This is a genomic window from Granulosicoccus sp. 3-233 (assembly GCF_052681095.1).
In genome coordinates this window covers 152,575-175,565 of the sequence record NZ_JBQYLE010000011.1, presented here as the reverse complement: position 1 = coordinate 175,565, position 22,991 = coordinate 152,575, and the positions used below count along the sequence as shown (strand labels likewise).

21 protein-coding genes are annotated in these 22,991 nt (G+C 57.3%); 14 read left to right on the top strand and 7 right to left on the bottom strand.

Annotated features, from left to right (window positions below):
• Window positions 1–92: 92 nt before the first annotated feature.
• The 3 genes from ACUNV4_RS24235 to ACUNV4_RS24225 all read left to right on the top strand — a co-directional run bounded on the left by ACUNV4_RS24235 (window position 93) and on the right by ACUNV4_RS24225 (window position 3,295).
• Window positions 93–1,091, top strand: a complete 999-nt coding sequence (locus ACUNV4_RS24235; protein WP_430881221.1) for a Bug family tripartite tricarboxylate transporter substrate binding protein — start codon at window positions 93–95, stop codon at window positions 1,089–1,091.
• A gap of 74 nt (window positions 1,092–1,165) precedes the next feature.
• Entirely contained in the window at window positions 1,166–1,783 is a 618-nt protein-coding gene (locus tag ACUNV4_RS24230) for a tripartite tricarboxylate transporter TctB family protein (RefSeq protein ID WP_430881220.1), read from the top strand.
• Window positions 1,784–1,795: 12 nt separating this feature from the next.
• Window positions 1,796–3,295 (top strand): tripartite tricarboxylate transporter permease, encoded by a 1,500-nt coding sequence (locus ACUNV4_RS24225; RefSeq protein ID WP_430881219.1) that lies wholly within the window; start codon window positions 1,796–1,798, stop codon window positions 3,293–3,295.
• A 265-nt stretch (window positions 3,296–3,560) separates the two neighbouring features.
• Here the strand turns inward: ACUNV4_RS24225 and ACUNV4_RS24220 are convergent, their stop codons facing one another.
• Window positions 3,561–4,232 carry a GntR family transcriptional regulator gene (locus ACUNV4_RS24220; protein ID WP_430881218.1) on the bottom strand — a complete coding sequence of 224 codons (672 nt, stop codon included), beginning with the start codon at window positions 4,230–4,232 and terminating at the stop codon, window positions 3,561–3,563.
• Window positions 4,233–4,423: 191 nt separating this feature from the next.
• Here ACUNV4_RS24220 and ACUNV4_RS24215 point away from each other — a divergent pair, with 191 nt between their 5' ends.
• The 4 genes from ACUNV4_RS24215 to ACUNV4_RS24200 are packed head-to-tail and all read left to right on the top strand — an operon-like array spanning window position 4,424 to window position 8,344.
• The gene (locus tag ACUNV4_RS24215) at window positions 4,424–5,461 is read left to right on the top strand and encodes a TRAP transporter substrate-binding protein (RefSeq protein ID WP_430881217.1); all 1,038 of its coding nucleotides are present in this window, start codon (window positions 4,424–4,426) and stop codon (window positions 5,459–5,461) included.
• A gap of 34 nt (window positions 5,462–5,495) precedes the next feature.
• On the top strand, window positions 5,496–6,074 hold the full coding sequence (locus ACUNV4_RS24210) for a TRAP transporter small permease subunit (protein ID WP_430881216.1): 579 nt from the start codon (window positions 5,496–5,498) through the stop codon (window positions 6,072–6,074).
• Window positions 6,074–7,375, top strand: coding sequence for a TRAP transporter large permease (locus tag ACUNV4_RS24205; RefSeq protein ID WP_430881215.1), 1,302 nt, complete (start codon window positions 6,074–6,076; stop codon window positions 7,373–7,375). Before ACUNV4_RS24210 ends, ACUNV4_RS24205 begins: the two co-directional genes overlap by 1 nt.
• A gap of 60 nt (window positions 7,376–7,435) precedes the next feature.
• A complete protein-coding gene (locus ACUNV4_RS24200; protein ID WP_430881294.1) occupies window positions 7,436–8,344 on the top strand; it encodes an AEC family transporter in 909 nt (302 codons plus the stop codon).
• A gap of 32 nt (window positions 8,345–8,376) precedes the next feature.
• On the opposite strand, the gene ACUNV4_RS24195 is transcribed toward ACUNV4_RS24200, so the two are convergent.
• Window positions 8,377–9,705 carry a TRAP transporter large permease gene (locus ACUNV4_RS24195; protein WP_430881214.1) on the bottom strand — a complete coding sequence of 443 codons (1,329 nt, stop codon included), beginning with the start codon at window positions 9,703–9,705 and terminating at the stop codon, window positions 8,377–8,379.
• Window positions 9,702–10,190 carry a TRAP transporter small permease gene (locus ACUNV4_RS24190; protein WP_430881213.1) on the bottom strand — a complete coding sequence of 163 codons (489 nt, stop codon included), beginning with the start codon at window positions 10,188–10,190 and terminating at the stop codon, window positions 9,702–9,704. The genes ACUNV4_RS24195 and ACUNV4_RS24190 overlap by 4 nt, the downstream gene beginning before the upstream one ends.
• Window positions 10,191–10,762: 572 nt before the next feature.
• Between ACUNV4_RS24190 and ACUNV4_RS24185 the strand changes: the two genes are divergently transcribed.
• The 6 genes from ACUNV4_RS24185 (at window position 10,763) to ACUNV4_RS24160 (ending at window position 17,792) form a co-directional block, all read left to right on the top strand.
• Window positions 10,763–11,665, top strand: coding sequence for an ABC transporter permease (locus ACUNV4_RS24185; protein WP_430881212.1), 903 nt, complete (start codon window positions 10,763–10,765; stop codon window positions 11,663–11,665).
• 70 nt (window positions 11,666–11,735) lie between these two features.
• A complete protein-coding gene (locus tag ACUNV4_RS24180; protein WP_430881211.1) occupies window positions 11,736–12,656 on the top strand; it encodes an ABC transporter permease in 921 nt (306 codons plus the stop codon).
• Between the two features lie 40 nt (window positions 12,657–12,696).
• On the top strand, window positions 12,697–14,322 hold the full coding sequence (locus ACUNV4_RS24175) for an ABC transporter substrate-binding protein (RefSeq protein ID WP_430881210.1): 1,626 nt from the start codon (window positions 12,697–12,699) through the stop codon (window positions 14,320–14,322).
• A 5-nt stretch (window positions 14,323–14,327) separates the two neighbouring features.
• On the top strand, window positions 14,328–15,272 hold the full coding sequence (locus ACUNV4_RS24170) for an acetamidase/formamidase family protein (protein WP_430881209.1): 945 nt from the start codon (window positions 14,328–14,330) through the stop codon (window positions 15,270–15,272).
• A 69-nt stretch (window positions 15,273–15,341) separates the two neighbouring features.
• A complete protein-coding gene (locus tag ACUNV4_RS24165; protein WP_430881293.1) occupies window positions 15,342–17,069 on the top strand; it encodes an ABC transporter ATP-binding protein in 1,728 nt (575 codons plus the stop codon).
• Between the two features lie 51 nt (window positions 17,070–17,120).
• Entirely contained in the window at window positions 17,121–17,792 is a 672-nt protein-coding gene (locus ACUNV4_RS24160) for a cysteine hydrolase family protein (RefSeq protein ID WP_430881208.1), read from the top strand.
• Between the two features lie 66 nt (window positions 17,793–17,858).
• Here ACUNV4_RS24160 and ACUNV4_RS24155 read toward each other — a convergent pair whose 3' ends face one another.
• From ACUNV4_RS24155 to ACUNV4_RS24140, 4 genes are all read right to left on the bottom strand, one after another.
• Window positions 17,859–18,545 carry a response regulator gene (locus ACUNV4_RS24155; protein WP_430881207.1) on the bottom strand — a complete coding sequence of 229 codons (687 nt, stop codon included), beginning with the start codon at window positions 18,543–18,545 and terminating at the stop codon, window positions 17,859–17,861.
• Window positions 18,546–18,551: 6 nt separating this feature from the next.
• Complete coding sequence (locus tag ACUNV4_RS24150; RefSeq protein WP_430881206.1) at window positions 18,552–20,036, bottom strand: ATP-binding protein; 1,485 nt, start codon at window positions 20,034–20,036, stop codon at window positions 18,552–18,554.
• 189 nt (window positions 20,037–20,225) lie between these two features.
• Window positions 20,226–20,453 (bottom strand): hypothetical protein, encoded by a 228-nt coding sequence (locus ACUNV4_RS24145; protein ID WP_430881205.1) that lies wholly within the window; start codon window positions 20,451–20,453, stop codon window positions 20,226–20,228.
• Between the two features lie 11 nt (window positions 20,454–20,464).
• A complete protein-coding gene (locus ACUNV4_RS24140) occupies window positions 20,465–21,628 on the bottom strand; it encodes a Na/Pi symporter (RefSeq protein WP_430881204.1) in 1,164 nt (387 codons plus the stop codon).
• 220 nt (window positions 21,629–21,848) lie between these two features.
• Between ACUNV4_RS24140 and ACUNV4_RS24135 the strand changes: the two genes are divergently transcribed.
• The gene (locus tag ACUNV4_RS24135) at window positions 21,849–22,946 is read left to right on the top strand and encodes a mandelate racemase/muconate lactonizing enzyme family protein (RefSeq protein ID WP_430881203.1); all 1,098 of its coding nucleotides are present in this window, start codon (window positions 21,849–21,851) and stop codon (window positions 22,944–22,946) included.
• The last annotated feature ends 45 nt before the right edge of the window (window positions 22,947–22,991 follow it).

The window sequence follows — 22,991 nt, the reverse complement described above, 5'->3', positions numbered from 1 at the left end:
CAAGAGATGTGTCAGCAAACCACTGACGTGCACCAACAACACGGTACGGGCACACCACCGTTCTGCTACAACACGACACGAGGAAAAACGACATGATCAGGAAACACTTGTTCAGATTGACGCTTGCCGGTACCCTGGCGGCGCTGACATCCATGGCATCTGCGGACTTTCCGGAGCGCACGGTGGAATTGATCTTTCCCTGGAGTGCCGGTACGGCGATGGCCAATTCGCAGATCATCGCGAATGCCATGGCGGAGGAACTGGGCGAATCCATGCCGGTCATCTCGACCCCCGGCGCGGCAGGTACGAAGGCATTCATCACGGCAATGAACAAGCCGGCGGACGGTTATACCGTCATCGATGGCTATGTGGCACCGCTGGTGCTGCAGCCGATACTGGGTAATGCGGACTGGACCTACAAGGACTTCAAGCCCTTGCATGCTGGTGTGTCCAATGCGTTTTCCATCGGAGTCCGCAACGGCGACAAGCGATTCGGCAATTTCGAGGAATTGATGGCCTATGGGCAGGCCAACCCCGGGAAATTGCGCTATTCCTCCGGCTCACGCAACAACCTGCCGCATATGGTCATGGCCAAGGTGTTGCAGAGTTACAACGTCGTGGCGCAGAACATCCCCTACAGTACCGATAACGATGCGCGCAAGGACCTCAAGTCCGGAGTGCTGGATTTCGTGTTCATCAATATCGGAACCTATCTGGCGGACAAGGATGGCTACAACGTGGTGCTGGTACTGTCAGAGCTGTCCGGTGCCAAGGAGCAGTATGACGGTGCCCTGTCAATTGCCGATCTGGACATCGATCTGGGTTTGACGGGCCTGGCTCCGATGGGCTGGGACTGGTGGCTGGTGCACAAGGACACGCCCGATGATGTCTATCAGCGCTTGAACCAGGCGATGACGGCTGTCATGCAGGACGAGGAGATTCGCGCCCGATTCTCGGCGACCGGTTATGTGCCGCTTGACTGGTCTTCCGATGAATACGAAGAGCAGGTCAGCGCCGTCGTTGAACAGCTGACAGCCATGGGTGACGCTCTGGCCTGGGAAGAAGCCGAACTCAAGAAGCTGAAGAAATAGTTGTGATCGAGTCGGGGCTGGCGGTCTTGCCGTTCAGCCGCGACTGATTTTTCCCTCATCAGGTGAGTCCTGTCATGTCCCGAAAGATAGCGGATTGTCTGTCCATAGTTGTATTCCTGATTGTTGTCGGCGTGGTGTTCCAGCAGATTGCGACATCCTTGAGCGAACAGGGAATTGCAAGCGGTGGTCCCTATGACAATGCAGCGTCCTACCCGCGCTCACTGGCCATCATCATTTGCCTGCTGCTGGTAGCCTATGTGGTCTCGGTAGTACTGACTCGACAGAGAACGGTGGCGGATAGCCGGCGTGCAGAGTCGGCAAGGGAGGCTGGCGTCGCCTCTCGACAAGGCGCAGCACAGGCTGCTGGTCATGCCGATGCCGATGCCGATGCCGATGCCGATGCCGATGCTGATGCCGATGCTGATGAGGGAGTGTTGTCCGGTTTCAGGGGGGTGGGTCTGTTGCTGGTGTTCTCCGCGTATCTGCTGCTGCTGCCTCTTCTGGGCTATCAGCTGTCAACACCGCTGATGCTGGCAGCTGTCCTGTTGCTGGCTGGGATGAGAAGTCTGTGGGGTGTGCTGCTCTTTTCCGTGGCCGCATCCATCGGTGTCTCGTTCATGTTCGAAGTGTTCCTGAATATCGTATTGCCCGGTGGTGTGTTCTCTCTGAACGTTCCCTGGCCTTCTTTCTGAGGTCCTGATGTCATGTTGAACGGTGTATTGAGCGGCTTCGATCTGCTTCTGGAACCACTGGCGCTGGGCTTGACACTACTGGGTGTGTTGTTCGGTCTGCTGGTGGGGGTTCTGCCTGGTCTGGGTCCGCTGATGGGTATCGTGCTGTTTCTACCCTATGCGATCACCTTGCCGCCGATACCGGCAATGGGCTTTCTGATTGCCATCTTTGTCGGTGGCTCCTGCGGGGGCTCGATATCCGCCATTCTGCTGAGAATTCCCGGTACGCCATTGGCCGCTGCGACCCTGCTGGATGGCTATCCCATGGCCAGAAAGGGGCGTGCAGCCGATGCCATCGGGATCGCCATTTCGGCCTCGGCAATCGGTGGACTTCTGGGAGGCATTGTGCTGGTCTTCTTTTCGCCGTTGCTGGCACAGTTTGCCAGTGGCTTCGCACCGCCGGAGTACGCAGCACTGGCCGTGACCGGGCTGATCGCCATTGCCGTGATATCCGAAGGCTCCTTGCTGAAGGGCCTGCTGGCTGGCGTGTTGGGTTTGCTGATCGCCACCATCGGTACTGACGAGTTCACCACAGGCTATCGCTTCACGTTCGGTTCTCACAACATGCTCAATGGCTTTCACATCGTTGCGGTAGTAGTCGGCTTGTTCGCGATATCGGAGATGTATTTCCAGATGGTGGGTGGTGGACTTCTCAGGAAGCCGTCGATTCCGATGGCCAAGGCATCCTATTCATCCATCGGTCTGACGCTGCGGCACAAGATGAATCTGTTTCGCTCCTCCATGCTGGGGGCCGGTTTCGGTGCCTTGCCGGGAGCCGGAGGCGTCATCAGCTCCTTCACGGCCTATGCCGTGGCGAAGAGTCTTGCGCGACCTGACGAGCGCTATGGGGAAGGGGCGGAAGGTGGCGTGGTCGCCACCGAGAGTGCCAACAATGCCACTGTGGGTGGTTCGCTTGTTCCTTCGCTGGCGCTGGGGATACCGGGTGATGCGTCCGCCGCCGTGTTGATCGGTGCGCTGCTGATACTGGGCTTCTTTCCCGGTCCGACCCTGTTCGAACAGCAGCCGGAGATCGTCGGCGGTATCTTTGCAGTGTACCTGGCGTCGAACGTGTTCCTGCTGGTTGTCGGGATACTGACTGTTCCCTTGTTCGTATTCGTCCTGCGCTTGCGCAAGGTGCATCTGGTGCCTCTGATATTGCTGCTCTGTGTGGTCGGTACCTATGCATTGCAGGCCTCGGTATTCGACCTGTGGGTGATGTTGGGGTTTGGACTGTTGGGAATCCTGTTCCGGATGTCGCAGATTCCGCTGGCGCCCATCGTGATCGGCATCATTCTCGGGCCTCTGCTGGAGAACAATCTGCGTAGAAGTCTGCTCATCTCGGACAATGGTTACGGCATCTTTCTGGATCGCCCCGTGTCCAGTGTACTGATTGCCATCAATGTCGTTCTGGTCGCTGGCGCCTTGTTCTCGATTGTTCGACACCATGTCAGACAAAAGAGACAGAGTCAGTAGAGCGCCTGATTGCTGAAACACATGAGTCGCGAGCCAGCGGGTTCTGCCTTGCATGGTCGCTGAGGATCCAGACCGCCACGTTTACGCAGTGAACGCAAGGGAACAAGTCCGATGACTGGATTTCATGGTGCGAGTGTTTTGCGTGCCAACGGCAGGATGCATTCTGCCCTCTTGTGTGGCAGTGTTCTCCCCCTGAGGCCGGACTTCGGCCAGGAGAGCGTCAGCTGAAAGACGGATGAATCGCGTTGATCTGCCAGTCGCCGAGTCACTCCCTAGCCACGCCACTTGCCCTCAGTGTGTCGATGACGAACTTGCCCGTCAGCAACACGTGATCGTGCATGAGCCGGGCAGCCGTCTCGATCTCGTCATCCTTCACGGCGACAATCAGTTCCTGGTGGGCAGCCATGGCGATATCCAGTTTCTGCTGATCGAAGCGAGGAGCCAGATAGCGGCCTCGTTGCGATCGGTTGCTCAGACTCTGGTGAGTCGATTGCAGGACGTCATGCCGCGCAGCAGCGATCAAGGTGTTGTGAAATTCGTAGTCCGTCAGGAAGCAACCTTCGCGATCGTTTGACTCGTAAAACGCGATCATGCGGTCGTGCAGGGCGATGATCCGGGATTTCTCTTCAGCCGACATGCGCGTCATCGCCAGACGAATGCCCAGAGCTTCGAGCGGCGCCAACAGATCGAATACCTCGCTGATTTCCTGCATGCTGATCTCGGCCACGATGGCTCCCTTGTGAGGACGGATTGTCACCAGCCCTTCGGCTTCCAGCAGCTTTATGGCTTCTCTCAAGGGGGTGCGGGAAATGTCGAGTTCCTCGCATAGCGCAATCTCGTTCAGCCTGTCCGCCGGCCGCAGTTCACCTTGCATGATTCGGTCGCGCATTGTTGCGGCAACTTGCGCGTGCAAGGGATTACGATTTATCGCGTTCATCTTGTTCATTGTCATTAATAAAACCCTGACCCTTGGCGTGCACCAAAAGGAGACTGTCCGCACTGTCAAGGTTCGCAGTCAGTTCCCGAAGAATACTGTACCTGTGATCGAGCGATTCAGGCTGAGGAATATAATTGTATGAAGTCGGATTGTATGCAATTCTACAATCAGCCTAACCGGAGATAAAACGCATGTTGAAGAAAGCCATGGTCGCCGCTCTGACGATGTCTGCTCTTTCCGCCGGTCCAGCCGTCGCCGATACGTCGGTACGCGTGCTGAGCCAGATCCTGTCAACGGCCAAGCAGTACCCCAACGAAGCCGCGGCCATCGACACACTGACGGCAGCGGGGTTCAAGGTTCAGTACAACAACTACGATGGTCTGGGTCTGAGCACGGCGGATGGGTTGCGGTTGGTGTCGGACAATGCGTTCAACATTGCATCTGTGCAGATCGGTACGGCCGCTCGAGATGATGCCTTCTTCGAAGGTCTCGATCTGATTGGTGTTTCCACCGATATGCCAAGCCTGAAGGCCGCGGTAGACTCTTACCGAGAGGTGTTCGACGAACGGCTTCGGGAGCGTTTCGGAGCGACAGTTCTTGCCCTGTGGCCCTTCGGACCACAGGTGTTCTATTGCAATGCCGATGTCGGCAGTGTGGATGATCTGGCCAATCTGAAGATTCGCAGCTTTACACCGTCGATGTCCGAACTGCTCGAATACCTGGGTGCCAGTCCCGTTACCCTGAACTTCGGTGAAGTGTATCCAGCGCTGCAACGAGGAGTGGCCGACTGTGGTGTGACATCTCCCACGTCTGGCAATTCGGGCAAATGGCCCGAGGTGACAACGCATCAGATTCCATTGTCCGTATCGGGCTCAGTGCAGGGCATCTTTGCCAATCTCGATTGGTGGGACAGCCTGACTGACGAGGAGCGCGAGCAGGTACAGACGACTTATGCAACCCTGGAGGATGCCCAGTGGGCGCTGGCAAGTACCATCAACGATGATGCTCTGGCGTGCAATACCGGGCAGGACAGCTGTTCGGAAGGCGAGAAGTTCTCGATGAAAATGGTTCCGGTCGCGGAGGCAGATATTGCCCGAGTCCAGAAGGCTGCGGCGGAAGTCGTCCTGCCTGACTGGATCGAGCGTTGCGAGGCTACTTACCCTGGTTGCACCACCGTCTGGAATGACACGGTCGGTGAAGCTCGTGGCATGACTGCGCTCGGCAACTGATCCGCAGAACTGACAGCAAGGGAGGCCTGATTCAATGAGACTCGAAGAACGTTTCATGCGTTACGTTGCGCTGCTGGCGGGGTATGCGCTGCTGCTTCAGGCTATCCTCACTGCGGTCGAGATTGTTTCTCGCAAGCTGTTCAACCACTCCCTGCAGGGAGTGGATGAGCTGGGTGGGTATGTTCTGGCAATCTCTGCCAGCGTCGGCTTCGGCTATGCCGTGGTCACTCATGCGCATACGAGAGTCGATTTTGCCCTGAAGCATGCAACGATGGCGCTGCGATCGGTTCTGCACCTGCTCGCCAGCCTGGTGTTGCTGGTCGTGTCATCGGGCATGCTGTGGTTTGCCGTCAGATCCCTGCGAGCTTCCATTCGTCTCGGATCAACGGCTACCACACCTCTGCAGACACCCTTGTGGATTCCACAGGGCGTATGGGTGTTCGGCATGGTGATGTTCGTGCTGGTGTCGCTGGTCACCCTGTTGCGCTGTGTTGCACGTCTTCGGCATGGGGACCACGAAGGCGTGGAAGCCTTGCTGCAGGCTCAATCGTCGGAGCAGCAGGAATTGCTGTCAGCCGGGTTCGAAGGTGAAGCGCAAGGGAGGACTGACTGATGGTTGGCATGGATATCATCGCGATAGGCTTCGTCTGTGTCATGGCCCTGTTGTTGCTGGGCTTGCACGTTGGTACGGTCATGGTGATCACTGCACTGATCGGTGTGATCTGGGGCATCGGCCCCATGATGCTGAACTCCGCAGGCAACCTGATGTGGGGGCAGATGAACAGCTTTGTGCTGACAGCCATTCCTCTGTATATCCTGATGGGCGAGATACTGGTCAAGAGTCAGATTGCGGAGCGCATGTACCGGTCATTGTCGGATTGGGTGCAATGGCTTCCAGGACGGCTGCTGCATTCCAATATTGCCTCCTCGGCAATGTTCTCGGCAATATCGGGGTCGTCAGTGGCCACGGCGGCTACGATCAGCACCGTGGCTTTCCCGACATTCCGCGATCACCGTTACGATGAGCGCTGGGTGGCAGGATCCATCGCCAGTGGTGCCACACTGGGAATTCTCATTCCGCCTTCGATCAACCTGATCATCTACGGAGCGATTACCGATACATCCATCGGTGATCTGTTCATTGCCGGTATCGTGCCGGGCTTGATGCTGGCGCTGTTCTTCGTGATCATCATTGCCATTGCCGCGTTCTTCTGGCCGGGTATCTGCGGGCAAGCGGTGGATGACAGTGAGCTGGAAGGGCGCCTGGGTCGCCTGATCGATCTGCTTGGTCCATCGATCATCTTCATTGCCATCATCGGCAGCATTTATGGTGGCTGGGCCACGCCAACAGAGGCGGCAGCCGTGGGCGTTGTTGCCTCGCTGGCACTTGCCGCCTACTACCGCAAGCTGAGCCTGGCCATGCTGCATGAAAGCCTGTTGGCAACGGTACGCATCACGGCGATGATCGTGTTCGTACTCGTCGGGGCCTTCTTTCTGAATTTCAGCATGGGGGTTCTGGGTGTGCCTGATCAGGTGGCCTCGTTCATCTCATCTCTCGAGGTGTCTCCGGTCACCCTGATTCTGTGCCTTGTGTTGCTCTATCTCGTGCTGGGCTGCTTCCTGGATGCGCTGGCGATGATGATCACCACCATTCCGGTGCTGTTTCCCGTGGTCATCGCCGTGGGGTATGATCCGGTGTGGTTCGGTATCTTCGTGGTGATCATGTGCGAACTGGCCCTGTTGACGCCGCCAGTGGGGATGAATCTGTATATCGTGCAGGGAGTGCGCAACCGGGGCGCCATCACGGAAGTGATCGTGGGTGTGATGCCCTTTTTCATCGGTATATTGATGCTGGTTACCCTGATTACCGTTTTTCCGCAGATTGTCACGTTTCTACCGCAGGCCATGCGTTGAGCCTGCCATGACGACAGTTCGCGACATGACCATCGAGATCCATACAGGAGTGGAACCACTCTGGAACTGCTGACGGTTTTCGGCAATACGATTCTGCCGATATTCACGATCATGGCACTCGGCTTCATCCTCGGGCGCACGGGATGGATCACCGTGTCCGAGGCGCGTGTCATCAATCGTTTCACGTTGAGCGTGTTTCTACCGATTTTCCTGTTCGGTGTCAGTTCGCAGGTGGACATCGCGCGTTTCACTCTGCTGCCGATCGGCACCTATCTGGCGGTGGAGTTCATCGTGTTCATGATTGGCTTCACTCTGGCCTTTCATGTCTTGCACAGAGACGCCTCGGAATCTCTGCTGCTGGGAATGAGCGGGGTTGTTGCCAACAACGCCTTCTATGTACTGCCGATTGCGCTTGCTCTGTATGGGCCACAGGGGGCGCAACCGTTTGTGGCCATCACGACCGTCGATGGCTTGATCGGTTTCAGCGCTGTCATTCTTGCTCTGGAGTTCGTGCGGCATGGCAGAATTTCCTGGCGAGTGCTCGGACTTGCAATCATTCGTTCACCCATCATCCTGGCCTTGATGGCGGGCATCGCGTTTGCTGCCAGTGGACTGGTCCTGCCGCAGCCTGTGACCACCTTTGTCGATTTCAACGGTGCGGCGGCCGCACCGGTTGCGCTCTTTGCGCTGGGTGTGGTGTTATCGGAAACCACTTTCCGCCGCGATGTCGTGGTGGCGCTGTTTGTCGGTGTCAAGCTGATCCTGTTTCCCGCCTGTGTCTGGGCAGCCATCAATCTGGTGTCCTATCGGGAGAGCGATGCGCCGATCTATGTGCTTAGCGCCGCCGGGCCATCAGTGGCGATGTCTCTCAGCCTGGCAATACTCTACAACGTCAGAACAGAGACCATTGCGCAGGTCATGGTCTGGACGGGCTTGTTCAGTCTTGTTTCCCTGATGCTGCTTGCCTGATGGCATGGCGGCGGAGCGTTTGCCGAGTGCCCTCAGAAGGAATCGAACCACCAGACCAGCCACAGCGTGATGGAAGGAAATACGGCCAGCAGTACCACTCGAACCATATCCGTGATAACGAAGGGTAGTGCACCCCGGTAGGTCTGGGCGATGGGAATATCCTTCGCCAGATTGTTGATGATGAACAGGTTCATGCCCACGGGCGGCGTGATGAGTCCAACCTCCACCACGATCAGTATCAGAATGCCGAACCACAGACCGAAATCCTGGGGCGCAAGGCCGAAGTCGAGCGCGGTGACAATGGGGTAGATGATGGGTACCGTCAGCAGCACCATCGACAGGGAATCCATGAGGCAGCCGAACAGCAGATACATGATCAGGATGGCAGTGAGAATCATCCATGGCGAGAAGCCCTGATCACCGACCCAGGCTGCTGCGATCTGGGGCAACTGGGTCAGGGCGAGAAAATTGTTGTAGATGCCGGCACCGAAGATGATCAGGAAGATCATGGCGGACGAGGTGGCCGTCGCCAGAATTGCATTACGCAATTTGAGCCTGTCCATCTGGCCGGATGCCAGGGCCAGAATGCCGGTACCTGCAGCGCCGACAGCGGCTGCCTCGGTCGGGGTGAAGACGCCCAGATAGATACCGCCCACTACCAGAGAGAATATGAGCACCACTGGCCAGACCGATGCCAGTGCCAGCAGGCGCTCAGCCCAGGATGAGCGTTCGCGCACGACGGCAGCATTGGGCGACAGGCGAACCCAGATCGATATGGCCAGCAGATAGCCCGCGGCGGCCAGCAGTCCCGGGACCAGTGCCGCGATGAACAGCTTCTCGATGTTCTGCTCGGCCAGAATGGCGTAGATCACCAGAATGACCGACGGGGGGATGAGTATGCCCAGGGTGCCGCCAGCGGCCAGAGCGCCGGTGGCCAGTGATCCGGGATACCCGTAGCGACGCAGTTCCGGCAGGGCGACCTGGCCCATGGTGGCCGCCGTGGCAAGGGATGAACCGCAAATGGCACCGAAGCCTGCGCAGGCTCCAATGGCCGACATGGCCACGCCACCGCGCTTGTGTCCCAGAAAGCTTTCGGCGGCACGGAACAGCGAGGCTGACATGCCCGACAGTGTGGCGAACTGGCCCATCAGCAGAAACAGAGGAATGATGGAAAAGGAGTAGTTGGAAAAGGTGCCGTAGGTCAGTGTCTTGAGCTGGTTGAGAGGCATCATCGGGGTACCGATGACCAGGCAGGTGCCGCCGAACCCGACAAGGATCATGGCCAGTGCAATGGGTACTCTCAGAAAGATGAGGCCAAGCAGCAACGGAAACGACCAGAGTGCAAGTTCCAGACTGCTCATGCCAGTCCTCCGGCGGACTGTTTTCGTCTCAAGTCCCGGACGGATCGAAGTACACAGAAAGCGGCCACCAGTGCAAACGCACCCAGACCCAGTACGCCGGCCAGGTATCCGATCCACACCGGGGCCTGCAGAATCAATGTGGTTTCGTTGTAGCGCATCTTGTCCAGCATGCCCAGGTACATGCGCCAGGCACCGACAGAGGCAACCACGCACATAGCCACGTCTACCAGCAGATTGATGCTGCGATTCATGATGGCCGGATACAGCGGTGCGAACAGATCGACCGTGGCATGCTTGCGCTGCAGCTGGCACCAGGGGAGGAAAGCAAAGACGGCAGCAGCCATTCCCATCTCGGTGATGTCATAGATGCCCTGTATGGGCCCGATTCCGAGATCCAGTGGCAGCAAGGCGCGTCCGATGATGGAAATGCAAGTCAGGGCGGTAATGCCGATCAACAGCAGTCCGCCGACGAGGGCCATGCCCATGGCTAGAATGTGACTTGAGCGGCTCAATAAGCGATACATGGAAGTCAGTGCTTCGTGTCGGGCCTGTTAAGTAGAGAGTCGGTCGGGAGCAGAGGCTGGCAAGAGATGTCCATTGGCGACGCCTGTCCTGAGCTGGTGTCGTACGCATCCGTGCGAGGGCATGATATACGGTTTGCCGCTTCGTGCGGAATCAACCAGGGGATCGAGCCGGGCGTTGCCGGCTGAAGACGTCGCTGTTTGCTGGTGTTTGCATTATGTTACCGCCGCTGTTCTCGATGAAATCGGGGGCTGTTTTTACCTGCGAACTTCCGGTGCACTTTCGGATATGTGCGCACAATAAAGGTGCATTGTATATACAAGTGAAAATTCAAGTTGTTGTAAAACAAGGGAATAATCTCATGTAACCCGTGGCATAACGTGTGCAGTAATGGGTTGTGTCGATAGTTCAGTGCCCGGATGCACAGACGCAAGATCGGCGTTCACCCGGAAGACTGAATTCTCATGTGCCCAATTGTCCTACCCGTATCGTGTTGCATTGCCATTGGCTCTTCTCGGGTCCTGGAGCTTGTCCTGTGAGTGGCGAAGTGCTGGTCGCGCAGGATTCGATTCCGGTTCATCGAAGACCCGGAGTACTCGGGCAGCTGCTGAAGCGCCCCGGGAGTGCCTTTGGTCTGGCGCTGATTGCTGTCATCGTGTTCTGCGCCTTGACCGCCAGCTACATCACTCCCTACGACCCGAATGATCAGCCCTTCGATGGACTGACGATCGAAGGGGCACCCATCGCGCCCAATACCGAACACTGGATGGGAACCGATCTGTTGGGCAGGGACCTGCTGTCGCGCCTGATCGTGGGTGCACAGACATCCCTGATCATCGGTGTGGTGGCCAATGGCCTGTCGGCGGTACTGGGCACGCTGGTGGGGGTGACCGCAGGCTACTTCGGTGGCTTGACCGCAGTCCTGCTGATGCGCTTCACCGATCTGATGATGGCGTTTCCGGCCCTGCTGCTGGCCATCGTCCTGGCGGCGATATTCGAGCCGAGCCTGTGGATCGTGGCGATGGTGATCGCCATGGTCAACTGGGTACAGATGGCCAGAGTGGTGTACACCGAGACGCGCTCGCTGACAGAGCGGGACTTCATTCAGGCACAGATATCCATGGGTTCGGGGCCGTTCAGGGTGCTGTTCCGACATGTGCTGCCGCACCTGCTGTCCTCCATCGTGGTGTTCAGTACCTTGGGCATCTCGACAACCGTATTGCTCGAGGCCACGTTGAGCTATCTCGGCGTGGGCGTGCAGCCTCCCACGCCGAGTTGGGGCAATATCATCTTCGAGAATCAGACCTACTTTTCGTCAGCCCCCTGGCTGGTGTTCATCCCGGGGGTTGCCATTCTGCTGATGGCGCTGGCATTCAATCTGGTGGGAGATGCGCTGCGGGATATTCTGGACCCGACGCTGAAGGGGCGACACGGATGAGCATCAACTACGGATACGGGGTCAGAGTTGCTCCTCGCCCGGGACAGGTACACGTCGGGTGGTCCCTGTCATGAGTATTCATCTGCTGAAACGCATCGTGGAATCCCTGCTGATCCTGCTGGGTATCTCCATCGTGACCTTTCTGCTGTTGTACCTGCTGCCGGCAGATCCTGCCCGACAGATAGCCGGCAGAAGTGCCACCGCACAGACGGTCGAGAACATCCGTGAGCAGTTGGGCTTGAATCTGCCGCTGTACCAGCAGTACTGGAACTACCTCACCAATCTGCTGCAGGGAGATCTCGGGCGCTCCTACTTGCAGAAGACAGAAGTGTCGGAGCTGATTGCGGCTCGTTTGCCAGCCACCCTGCTGCTGATGGCAGGCGCGATCGTGTGTGAACTCATCATCGGATTGGCGTTGGGTGTCATATCCGCCCTGTGGCGCAACAGCCGAACCGACCGTGTTCTGACGGTCGTGTCATTCACATCGGTATCGGCGCCGCAGTTCGTCATCGGCATACTGTTGTTGTACGTGTTTGCCGTGAAACTGCATTGGGCGCCCATTGGCGGCTATGGGACATTCGCCCATCTTGTGCTGCCGGCGCTGACCCTGGGAATACTCGGCGCTGGCTGGTATGCCCGGATGATGCGCTCCAGCATGATCGATGTACTGGAAAAGGATTATGTGCGTACGGCACGTTCGAAGGGACTGTCCGGTAGTCGTATTCTTTTTCGCCATGTCATGCCCAATGCCATTCTGCCGATCATCGCCATGATCGGCATCGATATCGGCATGTTCATGAGTGGCATCGTCGTTGTGGAAAGTGTGTTCAGCTGGCCGGGAATCGGACAGCTGGCCTGGCAGGCCATCCAGCGAGTGGATATCCCCATCATCATGGGGGTCACACTGGTATCGGCCTGCGCCATTGTCATTGGCAACCTGCTGGCCGACCTGGTGGCGCCGTTGGTTGATCCACGAATCCGAGTCCGATAGTTCCTACCGCAAACCAACCGATTTCTGACGGAGAATTCAAATGAAGAAACACGTACTCGCACCAGTGGCTGCTGCCGTATTGGGCCTGGCATCCCCCGTGCCTCTACTTGCCGATGATGCTGCCAATGGTGGAAGCATGATTGTCACCTACAAGGATGATGTATCGACGCTGGATCCGGCCATCGGTTACGACTGGCAGAACTGGTCGATGATCAAGAGCCTGTTCGATGGACTGATGGATTACAAGCCAGGCACAACGGAGTTGGTCAACGATCTGGCAGAAAGCCACACTCTCTCGGACGATGGCCTGACCTACACATTCACTTTGCGCGAAGGCGTGACCTTTCACAATGGACGTGCAATGACGGCAGAGGACGTCAAGTATTCCCTGGACAGGGTCACCAACCCGGAAACACAGAGTCCAGGTGCCGGCTTCTTTGCATCCATCGCCGGTTATGAAGAGATGGCATCCGGAGAGGCGCAGAGCCTTACAGGTGTCTCGGTACTGGATCCGCAGACCATCAGCATCACCTTGTCCAGACCGGATGCAACTTTTCTGCACGTCATGGCCATCAACTTCTCTTCCGTGGTTCCCAGGGAAGTCGTTGAGGAATTCGGAGCGGACTTCGGCAAGAATCCGGTGGGCACCGGGGCCTTCGAGCTCAGTGACTGGACATTGGGTCAGCATCTGATCTTCTCCCGCAATGAGGACTACTGGAAAGAAGGACTGCCGAATCTGGATCAGATCACCTTCGAGGTGGGACAGGAGCCGGTAGTTGCCTTGCTGCGTCTGCAACAGGGCGAAGTGGACATACCGGGAGACGGCATTCCGCCGGCAAAGTTCGTGGAAGTCTCCAAGGACGAGCAGTTCAAGGACTTCATCATCGAAGGCGGGCAGTTGCAGACCGGTTACATCACCATGAACGTGAAGATGCCACCATTTGACAACAAATTGGTGCGGCAGGCGGTCAACATGGCCATCAACAAGGAACGCATTGTGCGAGTCATCAATGGTCGAGCTGTGGTTGCCAATCAGCCCTTGCCGCCGACCATGCCCGGTTATGCACCGGATTACGAAGGCTATGCCTACGATCCGGATGCTGCCAAGGCAATGCTCGCCGAGGCTGGTCTTGCGGATGGATTCACGACAGAGTTGTATGTGTACAACACTGACCCCAACCCCCGTATCGCACAGTCCATTCAGCAGGACCTGAAGGCCATTGGCATCGATGCCTCCATCAAGTCGTTGGCACAGGCCAATGTCATCGCAGCCGGTGGTGAGCCCGATCAGGCACCGATGATCTGGTCAGGCGGCATGGCCTGGATTGCCGACTTCCCGGATCCATCCAACTTCTATGGCCCCATTCTTGGCTGTGCCGGTGCGGTTCCCGGCGGCTGGAACTGGGCCTGGTACTGCAATGAAGAGCTGGATGCCAAGGCTGTCGCGGCAGATGCCATGACCGATCCTGCGAAGACGGCTGAACGTGAGCAGATGTGGCGTGAGATCTACCTGTCGATCATGGAAGATGCTCCCTGGGTGCCCGTGTTCAACGAGCAGCGTTTTACCATGCGTTCGCCGGCCGTCGGCGGTGATGATGCCATCTTCGTTGACCCGGTGCATGTACCGGTCAATTATGACTACGTCTACTCAACAGCGGCTCAATAACCATCATGTGCAACAGCCCTCAGTACACCATTCACGGAGCCCATCATCATTTCGGGTGGGATCATTCGATCAGGCCGGTGCAGAGTGTGGCTCCCGGCACTACTCTGGAGTTCGAGTGTCTTGACAGCTCTGCCGGACAGTTGACGCCGGAGAGCACGGTTGCGGATGTTGCGTCTCTGGACTTCGGCAAGGTCAATCCGGTTACCGGACCCATATACGTGGATGGCGCCGAACCAGGCGATGTACTGAGGGTTGAACTGCTGTCCTATGAACCTTCGGGGTTTGGCTGGACAGCGAACATTCCCGGTTTCGGTTTGCTGGCAGAACAGTTCACCGAGCCGGCCTTGAAGATCTGGAGCTATCAGGCTGATACTCTGCAGCCGGCCTTGTTCAATCATGAGGCCAGAGTTCCGCTGAAGCCCTTCGCGGGAACGATCGGCGTTGCACCGGCAGAGCCTGGCTTGCATTCGGTGGTTCCTCCCAGAAGGGTAGGAGGCAATCTGGATATCCGTGATCTGGCCGCAGGCTCCGTGCTCTATCTGCCGGTTGAAGTGGCAGGCGCGCTGTTCTCCATTGGTGATACGCATGCGGCACAAGGTGATGGCGAAGTCTGTGGTACAGCCATCGAAAGCCCCATGTCGGTTGCACTCAAGCTGGATCTGATGAAGCAGCAGACTCTGGCCATGCCGCGTTTCACGACCCCCGGTCCGGTGACCAATCATCTTGACTCAGCCGGTTATGAGGTCACCACGGGGATCGGTAGCGATCTGATGGAAGGGGCCAGAGCGGCTCTGTCCGGAATGATCGACCTGCTGTGTGCCACCCGTGGCCTGTCAGCCACGGATGCCTACCTGCTGTGTTCGGTCTGTGGTGACCTGCGTATTTCCGAGATCGTCGATCAGCCCAATTGGGTGGTGTCGTTCTACTTTCCGCGTATCGTCTTTGAATGACATGTGATGAGTACATCCAACTGCGCAAACGAGATCGAGCCGACAGGTAGCGGGGAGCCGCTGCAGCCCTTGCTGCAGGTCAGGGGGCTGACCATTCAGGTAGCCACGGCCAGTGGCGGCAAGACGGTACTGGATGGCATCGATTTTTCTCTGATGCCCAATGAGGTTCTCTGTCTTGCCGGTGAATCGGGCTCCGGAAAATCCCTGACTGCCATGGCCATCATGGGCTTGTTGCCCAAGCCGGCAGCGCGTATCACGGGTGGGCAGATTCTGCTTGCTGGCAAGGATCTGGTCGATCTGCCGGAATCCGAGTATCGCAGGATCAGAGCCACGCGCGTGGCAATGATCTTTCAGGAACCCATGACGTCGCTGAATCCTGTCATGACCATCGGTGAGCAGATCACCGAGGTACTGATTGCGCACCAGAACATCACGGCAGCCGCAGCATCCAGGGCGGCGCTCGAGTTGTTGAAGGAGGTGCGCATGACTGCACCGGAGCGACGTCTGAAACAGTACCCACACGAGTTGTCGGGTGGCATGCGTCAGCGTGTGGTGATCGCCATCGCGCTGGCCTGTCAGCCGGATGTGCTGATTGCCGATGAACCGACAACGGCGCTGGACGTGACGGTGCAGGCGGAAATTCTGGATTTGATCGCGAAATTGCAGAAACGCGCCGGTACCGCGGTCATCATGATCACGCATGACATGGGGGTGGTTGCCGAAATTGCCGACCGTGTCATCGTCATGCGGGCCGGAAAGCAGGTGGAGACATCACCGGTCAGGCAGCTGTTCACGAACCCTTCGACAGAATACACCCGTGAGTTGCTGGCTGCAGTCCCTCGGTTGGGTAGCGTGACTGCTGCAACACCAGTCGCGCAAATGGCAAGTAGAGCTACCGTGGTGGAAGTCAATGATCTGTCAGTACGCTTTCCGGTCAGAGGTGGACTGTTGAATCGCGTGCAGCAGAATGTGCATGCCGTGGAAAAGGTCTCTTTTTCCATCGAGGCCGGTGAGACACTGTCTCTGGTGGGTGAGTCAGGCAGTGGCAAGAGCACCATCGGCAAGGCGCTGATGTCTCTGTTGCCTTTCGACGGGGAAATCAGGATTGCCGGCCGCGCAACCCGTGGCCTGAATCGACGCTCGCTGCAGAGCGTTCGACGCGATGTACAGATGATCTTTCAGGACCCCTACGCCTCTCTGGATCCGCGCATGACGGTAGATGAGCAGGTGGCGGAACCTCTGCTCGTGCATGGACTGGCGAATGGCATGGAACTCGACGACAGAGTCGCATGGTTGTTCCAGCGCGTCGGCCTGCCGCTGGATGCCATGCGGCGCCATCCGCATGAATTTTCCGGTGGGCAGCGACAACGTGTCTGCATTGCTCGGGCACTGGCCTTGAACCCGAAAGTGATTGTTGCGGATGAATGCGTATCGGCACTGGATGTGTCGGTGCAGGCACAGGTGCTGGAGTTGCTGCGTGAACTACAGGACGATGAAGGGCTGAGTTATCTGTTCATCTCGCACGACATGGCGGTTGTGGAGCAGGTGAGTGATCGGGTGGCCGTGTTGTATGCAGGCCAGGTGGTCGAGACCGGTCCCGCCGCGGCTGTGTTGGGCAATCCTCGACACGCCTATACGCAGCGACTTCTGTCAGCCGTGCCGATACCGGACCCTGAGTACCAGCGAACACCCTTCAAACGCTCGACGGATGAACTGGTGTCCGTCATGCATGCGGTAGGCGCGGCGCCCCGGCAGCAGATACTGCTGAACCATGGCGACAATCACTGGTCCGCCTGAGAAGCAGGCCGATACGAACCCACCAATCAAACTCAAGAGGAGATGCTGTTGATGTCCTGGAAAACGGCCTATCGATCGTTCTATTATGAACAGGCGGATCCGCCTGACGATATCGTGTTGCAACCAGAGACCACTGCGTTGCTGGTCATCGATATTCAGAATACCTATCTGGAAGTACCGGATGACGAGACAGAGGCTGCGCGTTGGCAACCGTTCTTCGATCGCATGAACAATATCGTCATTCCCAATACCGCCCGCCTGATTGCCGATGCCAGAGACCGTGGTGTGGAGGTGATATTCGCCCGCATTGCCTGTCTCAAGGATGATGGTCGGGACCGCTCATTGAGTCAGAAGAAGCCGGGTTTCAATTACCTGCTACTGCCCAAAGATCGCGAAGATAGCCAGATCGTGGATCAGCTGGAGCCTCAAGGTGACGAGATCACGGTATTGAAGACCACAGACTCGGCTCTGACGGGTACCAACCTGCGTCTGATTCTGCAGAACATGGGGATCCGTGATGTCGTTGTTGCCGGTATCTTCACGGATCAGTGCGTGTCCTCAACCGTGCGCAGTCTGGCCGATGAGAGCTTCGGGGTTGTGGTGGTCGAGGATGCCTGTGCCGCAGCTACCGAGCGTCTGCACCGGCACGAGCTGGAGATCATCAACATGATCTACTGTCATGTCGTGCAATCCGAAGAGCTGTCCGAATTCTGGCAGGCATGAGACTGGTGCCTGACTGAGTTGGCACTGCCGCGGCTCTGACGAGATCCGCAGTTGTACTGATCGAGCTCAGTCAGTGAGCTCCGGCAATTCGAACTTGTAGCCGATACCATAGACCGAATGCACGTATTCCGCTTCGGGATGGATGTCGTGCAGCTTGTGCCGGATCTTCTTGACATGACTGTCAATGGTTCGATCACTGACAATCCGGTTGTCCATGTAGATGCGCTGCATCAGCTGATCGCGGCTGAAGATCTGGCCGGGCTTGTCACTGAGTGTCTTCAGCAAGCGCAGTTCAACCAGAGTCAGTGTGCAGCATCTGTCTCCACAGAGTCTGACGACTGCTCTGTCCTCGTCCAGTTCGAAGTGCTGATCGACAGTCGATGATTCGGCCTGCGGTTGCGTGCGACGAAGAACGGCCTTGACCCTGGCAACCACTTCTCGCGGACTGAAGGGTTTGCAGATGTAATCATCGGCGCCGATTTCCAGGCCCAGCAGGCGATCGACCTCCTCCACTCGAGCTGTCATCATGATGATGGCAACGTCCAGCTGCTGGCGGATTTCCCGGCATACGTTCATGCCATCGAGGCCGGGAAGCATGAGGTCCAGCAGCACAAGGTCGGGTGGGGAGGCCAGTATGGCGTCCAGCGCAAGCTGCCCGTCATCGAATATCTCGGTGTCGTAGTCTTCCTTCTGCAGATAGCCTTGCAGAATTCTGGCAAGTTTTGGTTCGTCTTCGACGATGGCTATTTTCATGGGCACTCAACGATGCAGCGGAAAGCGAATGGTGATGGCCAGACCGCCCAGTTCCGAATGTGATGCCTCGACGCTGCCTTCATGAGCCTCCACGATCCTGCTGACGATGGCAAGGCCCAGACCGGCTCCGCCGGTATCACGGTTGCGCGAGGCATCGGTGCGATAAAGTGCTTCAAACAGATGCGGCAGCTGCTGCGTGGTCACGCCTGGCGAGCTGTCCTTGCAGCACAGGGAAATGCTCTGGTCGATGATGGCAATACTGACAATGATCGTGCCTTCAGGATCGGTATGGCGAATGGAATTCTGCAGCAGATTGTCGGCGAGTTGAGCCATCCGTTCGCAATCGGCTTTCATGAAGGCGTTCTGCGTGCTGAAATCCGTGCTGATGATCAGCGAGCGGGCGCTGGCCAGCGGCTGCGCCAGTCGACAGCGTTCGCCGATCAGTTCCACCAGATCCAGCACTTCAAATCGATAGTCCAGGGCTCCGATGTCCGACAGAGTCAGTTTGTGCAGATCATTGATCAGCCGTGACAAGCGCAGGGATTCGTCATGCAGGGATCGAATGGCAGGCTCATCGATCGGCATGACGCCATCGAGCATGGCCTCCAACTCGCCTTGCAGTATCGCCACGGGGGTGCGCAGTTCGTGAGAGATTTCCGCCAGCCATTGCTGGCGTGCGCTGAGATTCTTGTCGAGTGCCGCTGCCAGGCGATTGATGTCCCGGGCCAGATCCCCGATTTCGTCTCGCCGCGTCATGTCGATATGCTGGTCGTACTTGCCCTTGCGAATACGGCGAACCGAATTGCGAATATGCAGAATCGGGCCAACGATTCGTGCAGACAATGCCGCTGCCAGAAGTGCCGACAGTGCAATCATGGCCAGTGCCGCGTAGCCGAAACCACGTCGCTGCTGATCAGCGAAGACCTGATCGAGCTGGCCGGCCGGTTGCTGCAGAAGCCGATAGCCCAGATAACCGACGACATGCTCGTCCACGCTGATCGGAAGCCAGGTGGTCTCGGATGAATCGATGTCAGCGCCCATGAACCCGTACAGAACGACGTTGTCGGCATTGGCCAGCAACAGTCTCGGGTCCAGCGTCAGATTGCCCGGACCTCTTTCCGGTTTGTCCCTGGGCGGGGGTTTGCCGACGGCGGCTGGACGTCCTTCTCCGCTGGCAGGTGGATGTTCCAGTGGGAAATCCGGCTTTGGTCCGGGGCCAGGTCGGCCACGACGATTGGCAGGCAGGCCGAGATGCTGATCGATGATGGCGCCCCAACGGGATCGGCTGGCGGCGATCCATTCCCAACCGCCATGTTCCACATAATTGGCTGCCAGATCATCGACGATCGGTTCTATTCTGGCAACCTCGACACTATTGATGTAGCCCAGAAAGCCACGGTTGAAGCTCCAGCTGTTGATCGCATACATCAGGGCGATAAGCAGCCCGCTGCCAAGCAGCATGGCGAGAAATAGCTGGTATTTGAGTCGCATCGGCCATCAAGTGTATATCGCCTGCGAGCCTTGGCGGCAGATGGCAGGGCAATTTCAGTCGATTCCCGATTGTTTGCACAATTGCGCTGTGCTGCGTGCTGCGTTGTGCGTGGTGCGTGCAAAGAGTAGTGAGTAGCAGGTCAGCCGGCTCCCTCCGTGGAGCGATGCCGGCTGTTCCAAGCCCGCAAGTCAGCTTCGGCTTCTGCGTGCTTCTTCGATCAGGTAACGCAGGAAATCCTGAATGGATTTCAGGTTCAATTCGGCACTCTTCATGTGATGCTCGAGATTGTCCAGTTCTCGTTCCTGGGCTCGGGCATCACGCAGTTCCAGTTCACCCCTGAGTTCTGCCAGCGTATCTTCTGTCTGGTTTATCAGTGCGTGCAGATTGTCGTTACTGAGAGTCTTCAGTTCATTCATCATCGTTATCCTCAAGCCAGAGCGGAGATACCGAGGCACAGGCCCGGTGCAATGAAGAAGACGCTCAGAATATAGGCCAACGCCGCCAGTTTGTTTTCCGACGCGGTTGCGCCCAGCCATTGTGCTGCCTTGACTGGCAGGTCTCTGAGAAAGGGCACGCCGTAGATGAAGGCGACACCTAGCACGTTGTAGCTCAGATGAATGAAGGCAATCTGCAAGGCGGCCTCACCATTCCCGGTAACCGCGGTTGCCGCGAGCACGGCTGTCAGGCAGGTGCCGATGTTGGCGCCGAGGGTGAACGGGTAGATCTGTTTGAGCGTGAATGCGCCGGAGCCGGCCAGCGGTACCATCAGCGATGTGGTGGTGGAAGAGGATTGAACCAGTGTGGTAACCAGCGTGCCGGAGAAGATCCCGGACAGAGGTCCCTTGCCGATGGCGGTATGCATGATGTCTCGCGCTTTGCCTACCATCAGCAGTTTCAGCAAGCGGCCGACCAGTGTGATCGACAGGAAGATCAGTGCAATACCGAACAGAGCCAGTACGATACCGCCGAGAGGGTCACCCAGTGGCAGAATCAGGTTCTTGGCGGTATTGACTACCGGTGCGGTGGCTGCCTTGACGAAATTGAAGCTGCTCATGGAAGCATCGGCACCGCCATAGAATGGCTGTGCGAGAAACTTGCCGATGCGCTCGAGTAGGCCGAAACTGATTTCGAGAGGCAGGAAGATCATTACCGAGAACAGGTTGAAGAAGTCATGCACGGTTGCAGCGGAAAACGCACGCGCAAATTCCTTCTTTTCACGAACATGACCCAGTGACACGAGTGTATTGGTGATCGATGTGCCGATATTTGCACCCATGACCATGGGAACGGCCACGGCAACCGGCAGTCCGCCGGCAACCAGTCCGACTATGATGGAGGTGACGGTGGAGGAAGATTGAATCAGCGCGGTGGCCACCGTGCCGACAACCAGACCTGCAAAGGGGTTGACCGCAAACGCGAACAATTGCTCGGCATGCTCGCCTGCTGCGGCCTTGAAGCCCGAGCCGATCATGCCTACCGCGCAGATCAGCAGGTACACCAGTGCCGCGACACCAACCCATTGCTGCCAGGTTCCCGGTCTTTCCCGGTCCAGCAGGCCGGGGCCTGTTCCTTCAATTTCCGATATCGCCACCGTTTTGCTCTCCATGGACAAATCGGCGATGTTAGGCGCGGGAAATGACAGATCGGTTACAGTGAACTCTCCTGGCTGGCAGTGTTCATTTTGATAATACAAAAAATGTCGATTTTTCCTTTTTTAGCAGTAAATATCTTGATAAAGGATGGATGTTGTGTGAGTAAAGAAATTATTGTACGATCAAACTTCGAATTTTTCCTACCCGGTGAGACAATCGATGGCTATCATCAGCAGCATTGAGACAAGACACCTCAAGGTGCCACTGGATGAAGTGCTGGTCGATGCCAAGCATGGGGCGCACACCGATTTCGAGCTGATCGTTGTCATCGTGAAGACCGACGATGGCTTGACCGGCACCGGCTACACCTACACGGGAGGCAAGGGCGGGCACGCCATCGCCGCCATGCTCAATCATGATCTCGAGCCCTTTCTGCTGGGGCGAGAGGCTGACGATGTCGAGAGCCTGCATGACGAGATGCAATGGCATGTGCATTACGTCGCCCGTGGAGGCATTGCCTCGTTTGCGATATCCGCGGTGGATATCGCGCTATGGGATCTGCGAGGCAAGCGCCGCGGGGAATCGTTGAGAAAAATGGCGGGTGCTGCCGACAGCAGCTGTCGAGCCTACCGGGGCGGTATCGATCTGAATTTTTCTCTGCCACGTCTGCTGACCGAGGTGCAGGGCTATCTGGACAGTGGTTATCGAGGCGTCAAGATCAAGGTAGGGCAGCCCACACTGGAAGAAGATGTGGCAAGGGTCAAGGCCATCCGCGAACTGATCGGGCCAGACTGCACTTTCATGGTGGATGCCAACTATTCCATGAACATCGAGCAGGCGATTGCCGCTGCCAGAGCGTTTCAACCCCATGACATCTACTGGTTCGAAGAACCGATCATTCCCGATGATTATGCCGGTTATGCGCGCATCGCTGCCGCTACCGGCATGCCGTTGGCAATGGGTGAGAATCTGCATACCGAACATGAATTCGGTTATGCACTGGATCAGGCTGCACTCAGTTTCATCCAGCCGGATGCGTCCAATTGCGGTGGTATCACGGGCTGGCTGAGAGTGGCGGCAATGGCTGCCGAGAAGGGCCTGGCCGTTTGCAGTCATGGCATGCAGGAGTTGCACGTCAGCCTGGTATCAGCACAGCCCAATGCCGGTTGGATCGAAGTGCATTCCTTTCCCATCGATCGCTATACCACGCGGCCTTTCCAGCTCGAGGATTCACGAGCTGTCGCCCCCGATGTACCGGGAACCGGCGTCGAGTTCGATTGGGAGCTGCTTGGCCTGAAAGCCGAGCGCCTGTCCTGAACGGTATTGCTGACAAGTCCTGCCGGTGATCGGTTGGAATCTGGC

Excerpts from the sequence above, each read along its gene's own strand:
- ACUNV4_RS24235 (WP_430881221.1), top strand. The coding sequence starts at position 93 with ATGATCAGGAAACACTTGTTCAGATTGACGCTTGCCGGTACCCTGGCG.
- ACUNV4_RS24230 (WP_430881220.1), top strand. The coding sequence starts at position 1,166 with ATGTCCCGAAAGATAGCGGATTGTCTGTCCATAGTTGTATTCCTGATT.
- ACUNV4_RS24225 (WP_430881219.1), top strand. The coding sequence starts at position 1,796 with ATGTTGAACGGTGTATTGAGCGGCTTCGATCTGCTTCTGGAACCACTG.
- ACUNV4_RS24220 (WP_430881218.1), bottom strand. The coding sequence starts at position 4,232 with ATGAACGCGATAAATCGTAATCCCTTGCACGCGCAAGTTGCCGCAACA.
- ACUNV4_RS24215 (WP_430881217.1), top strand. The coding sequence starts at position 4,424 with ATGTTGAAGAAAGCCATGGTCGCCGCTCTGACGATGTCTGCTCTTTCC.
- ACUNV4_RS24210 (WP_430881216.1), top strand. The coding sequence starts at position 5,496 with ATGAGACTCGAAGAACGTTTCATGCGTTACGTTGCGCTGCTGGCGGGG.
- ACUNV4_RS24205 (WP_430881215.1), top strand. The coding sequence starts at position 6,074 with ATGGTTGGCATGGATATCATCGCGATAGGCTTCGTCTGTGTCATGGCC.
- ACUNV4_RS24195 (WP_430881214.1), bottom strand. The coding sequence starts at position 9,705 with ATGAGCAGTCTGGAACTTGCACTCTGGTCGTTTCCGTTGCTGCTTGGC.
- ACUNV4_RS24190 (WP_430881213.1), bottom strand. The coding sequence starts at position 10,190 with ATGGGCATGGCCCTCGTCGGCGGACTGCTGTTGATCGGCATTACCGCC.
- ACUNV4_RS24180 (WP_430881211.1), top strand. The coding sequence starts at position 11,736 with ATGAGTATTCATCTGCTGAAACGCATCGTGGAATCCCTGCTGATCCTG.
- ACUNV4_RS24175 (WP_430881210.1), top strand. The coding sequence starts at position 12,697 with ATGAAGAAACACGTACTCGCACCAGTGGCTGCTGCCGTATTGGGCCTG.
- ACUNV4_RS24170 (WP_430881209.1), top strand. The coding sequence starts at position 14,328 with ATGTGCAACAGCCCTCAGTACACCATTCACGGAGCCCATCATCATTTC.
- ACUNV4_RS24160 (WP_430881208.1), top strand. The coding sequence starts at position 17,121 with ATGTCCTGGAAAACGGCCTATCGATCGTTCTATTATGAACAGGCGGAT.
- ACUNV4_RS24155 (WP_430881207.1), bottom strand. The coding sequence starts at position 18,545 with ATGAAAATAGCCATCGTCGAAGACGAACCAAAACTTGCCAGAATTCTG.
- ACUNV4_RS24150 (WP_430881206.1), bottom strand. The coding sequence starts at position 20,036 with ATGCGACTCAAATACCAGCTATTTCTCGCCATGCTGCTTGGCAGCGGG.
- ACUNV4_RS24145 (WP_430881205.1), bottom strand. The coding sequence starts at position 20,453 with ATGAATGAACTGAAGACTCTCAGTAACGACAATCTGCACGCACTGATA.
- ACUNV4_RS24135 (WP_430881203.1), top strand. The coding sequence starts at position 21,849 with ATGGCTATCATCAGCAGCATTGAGACAAGACACCTCAAGGTGCCACTG.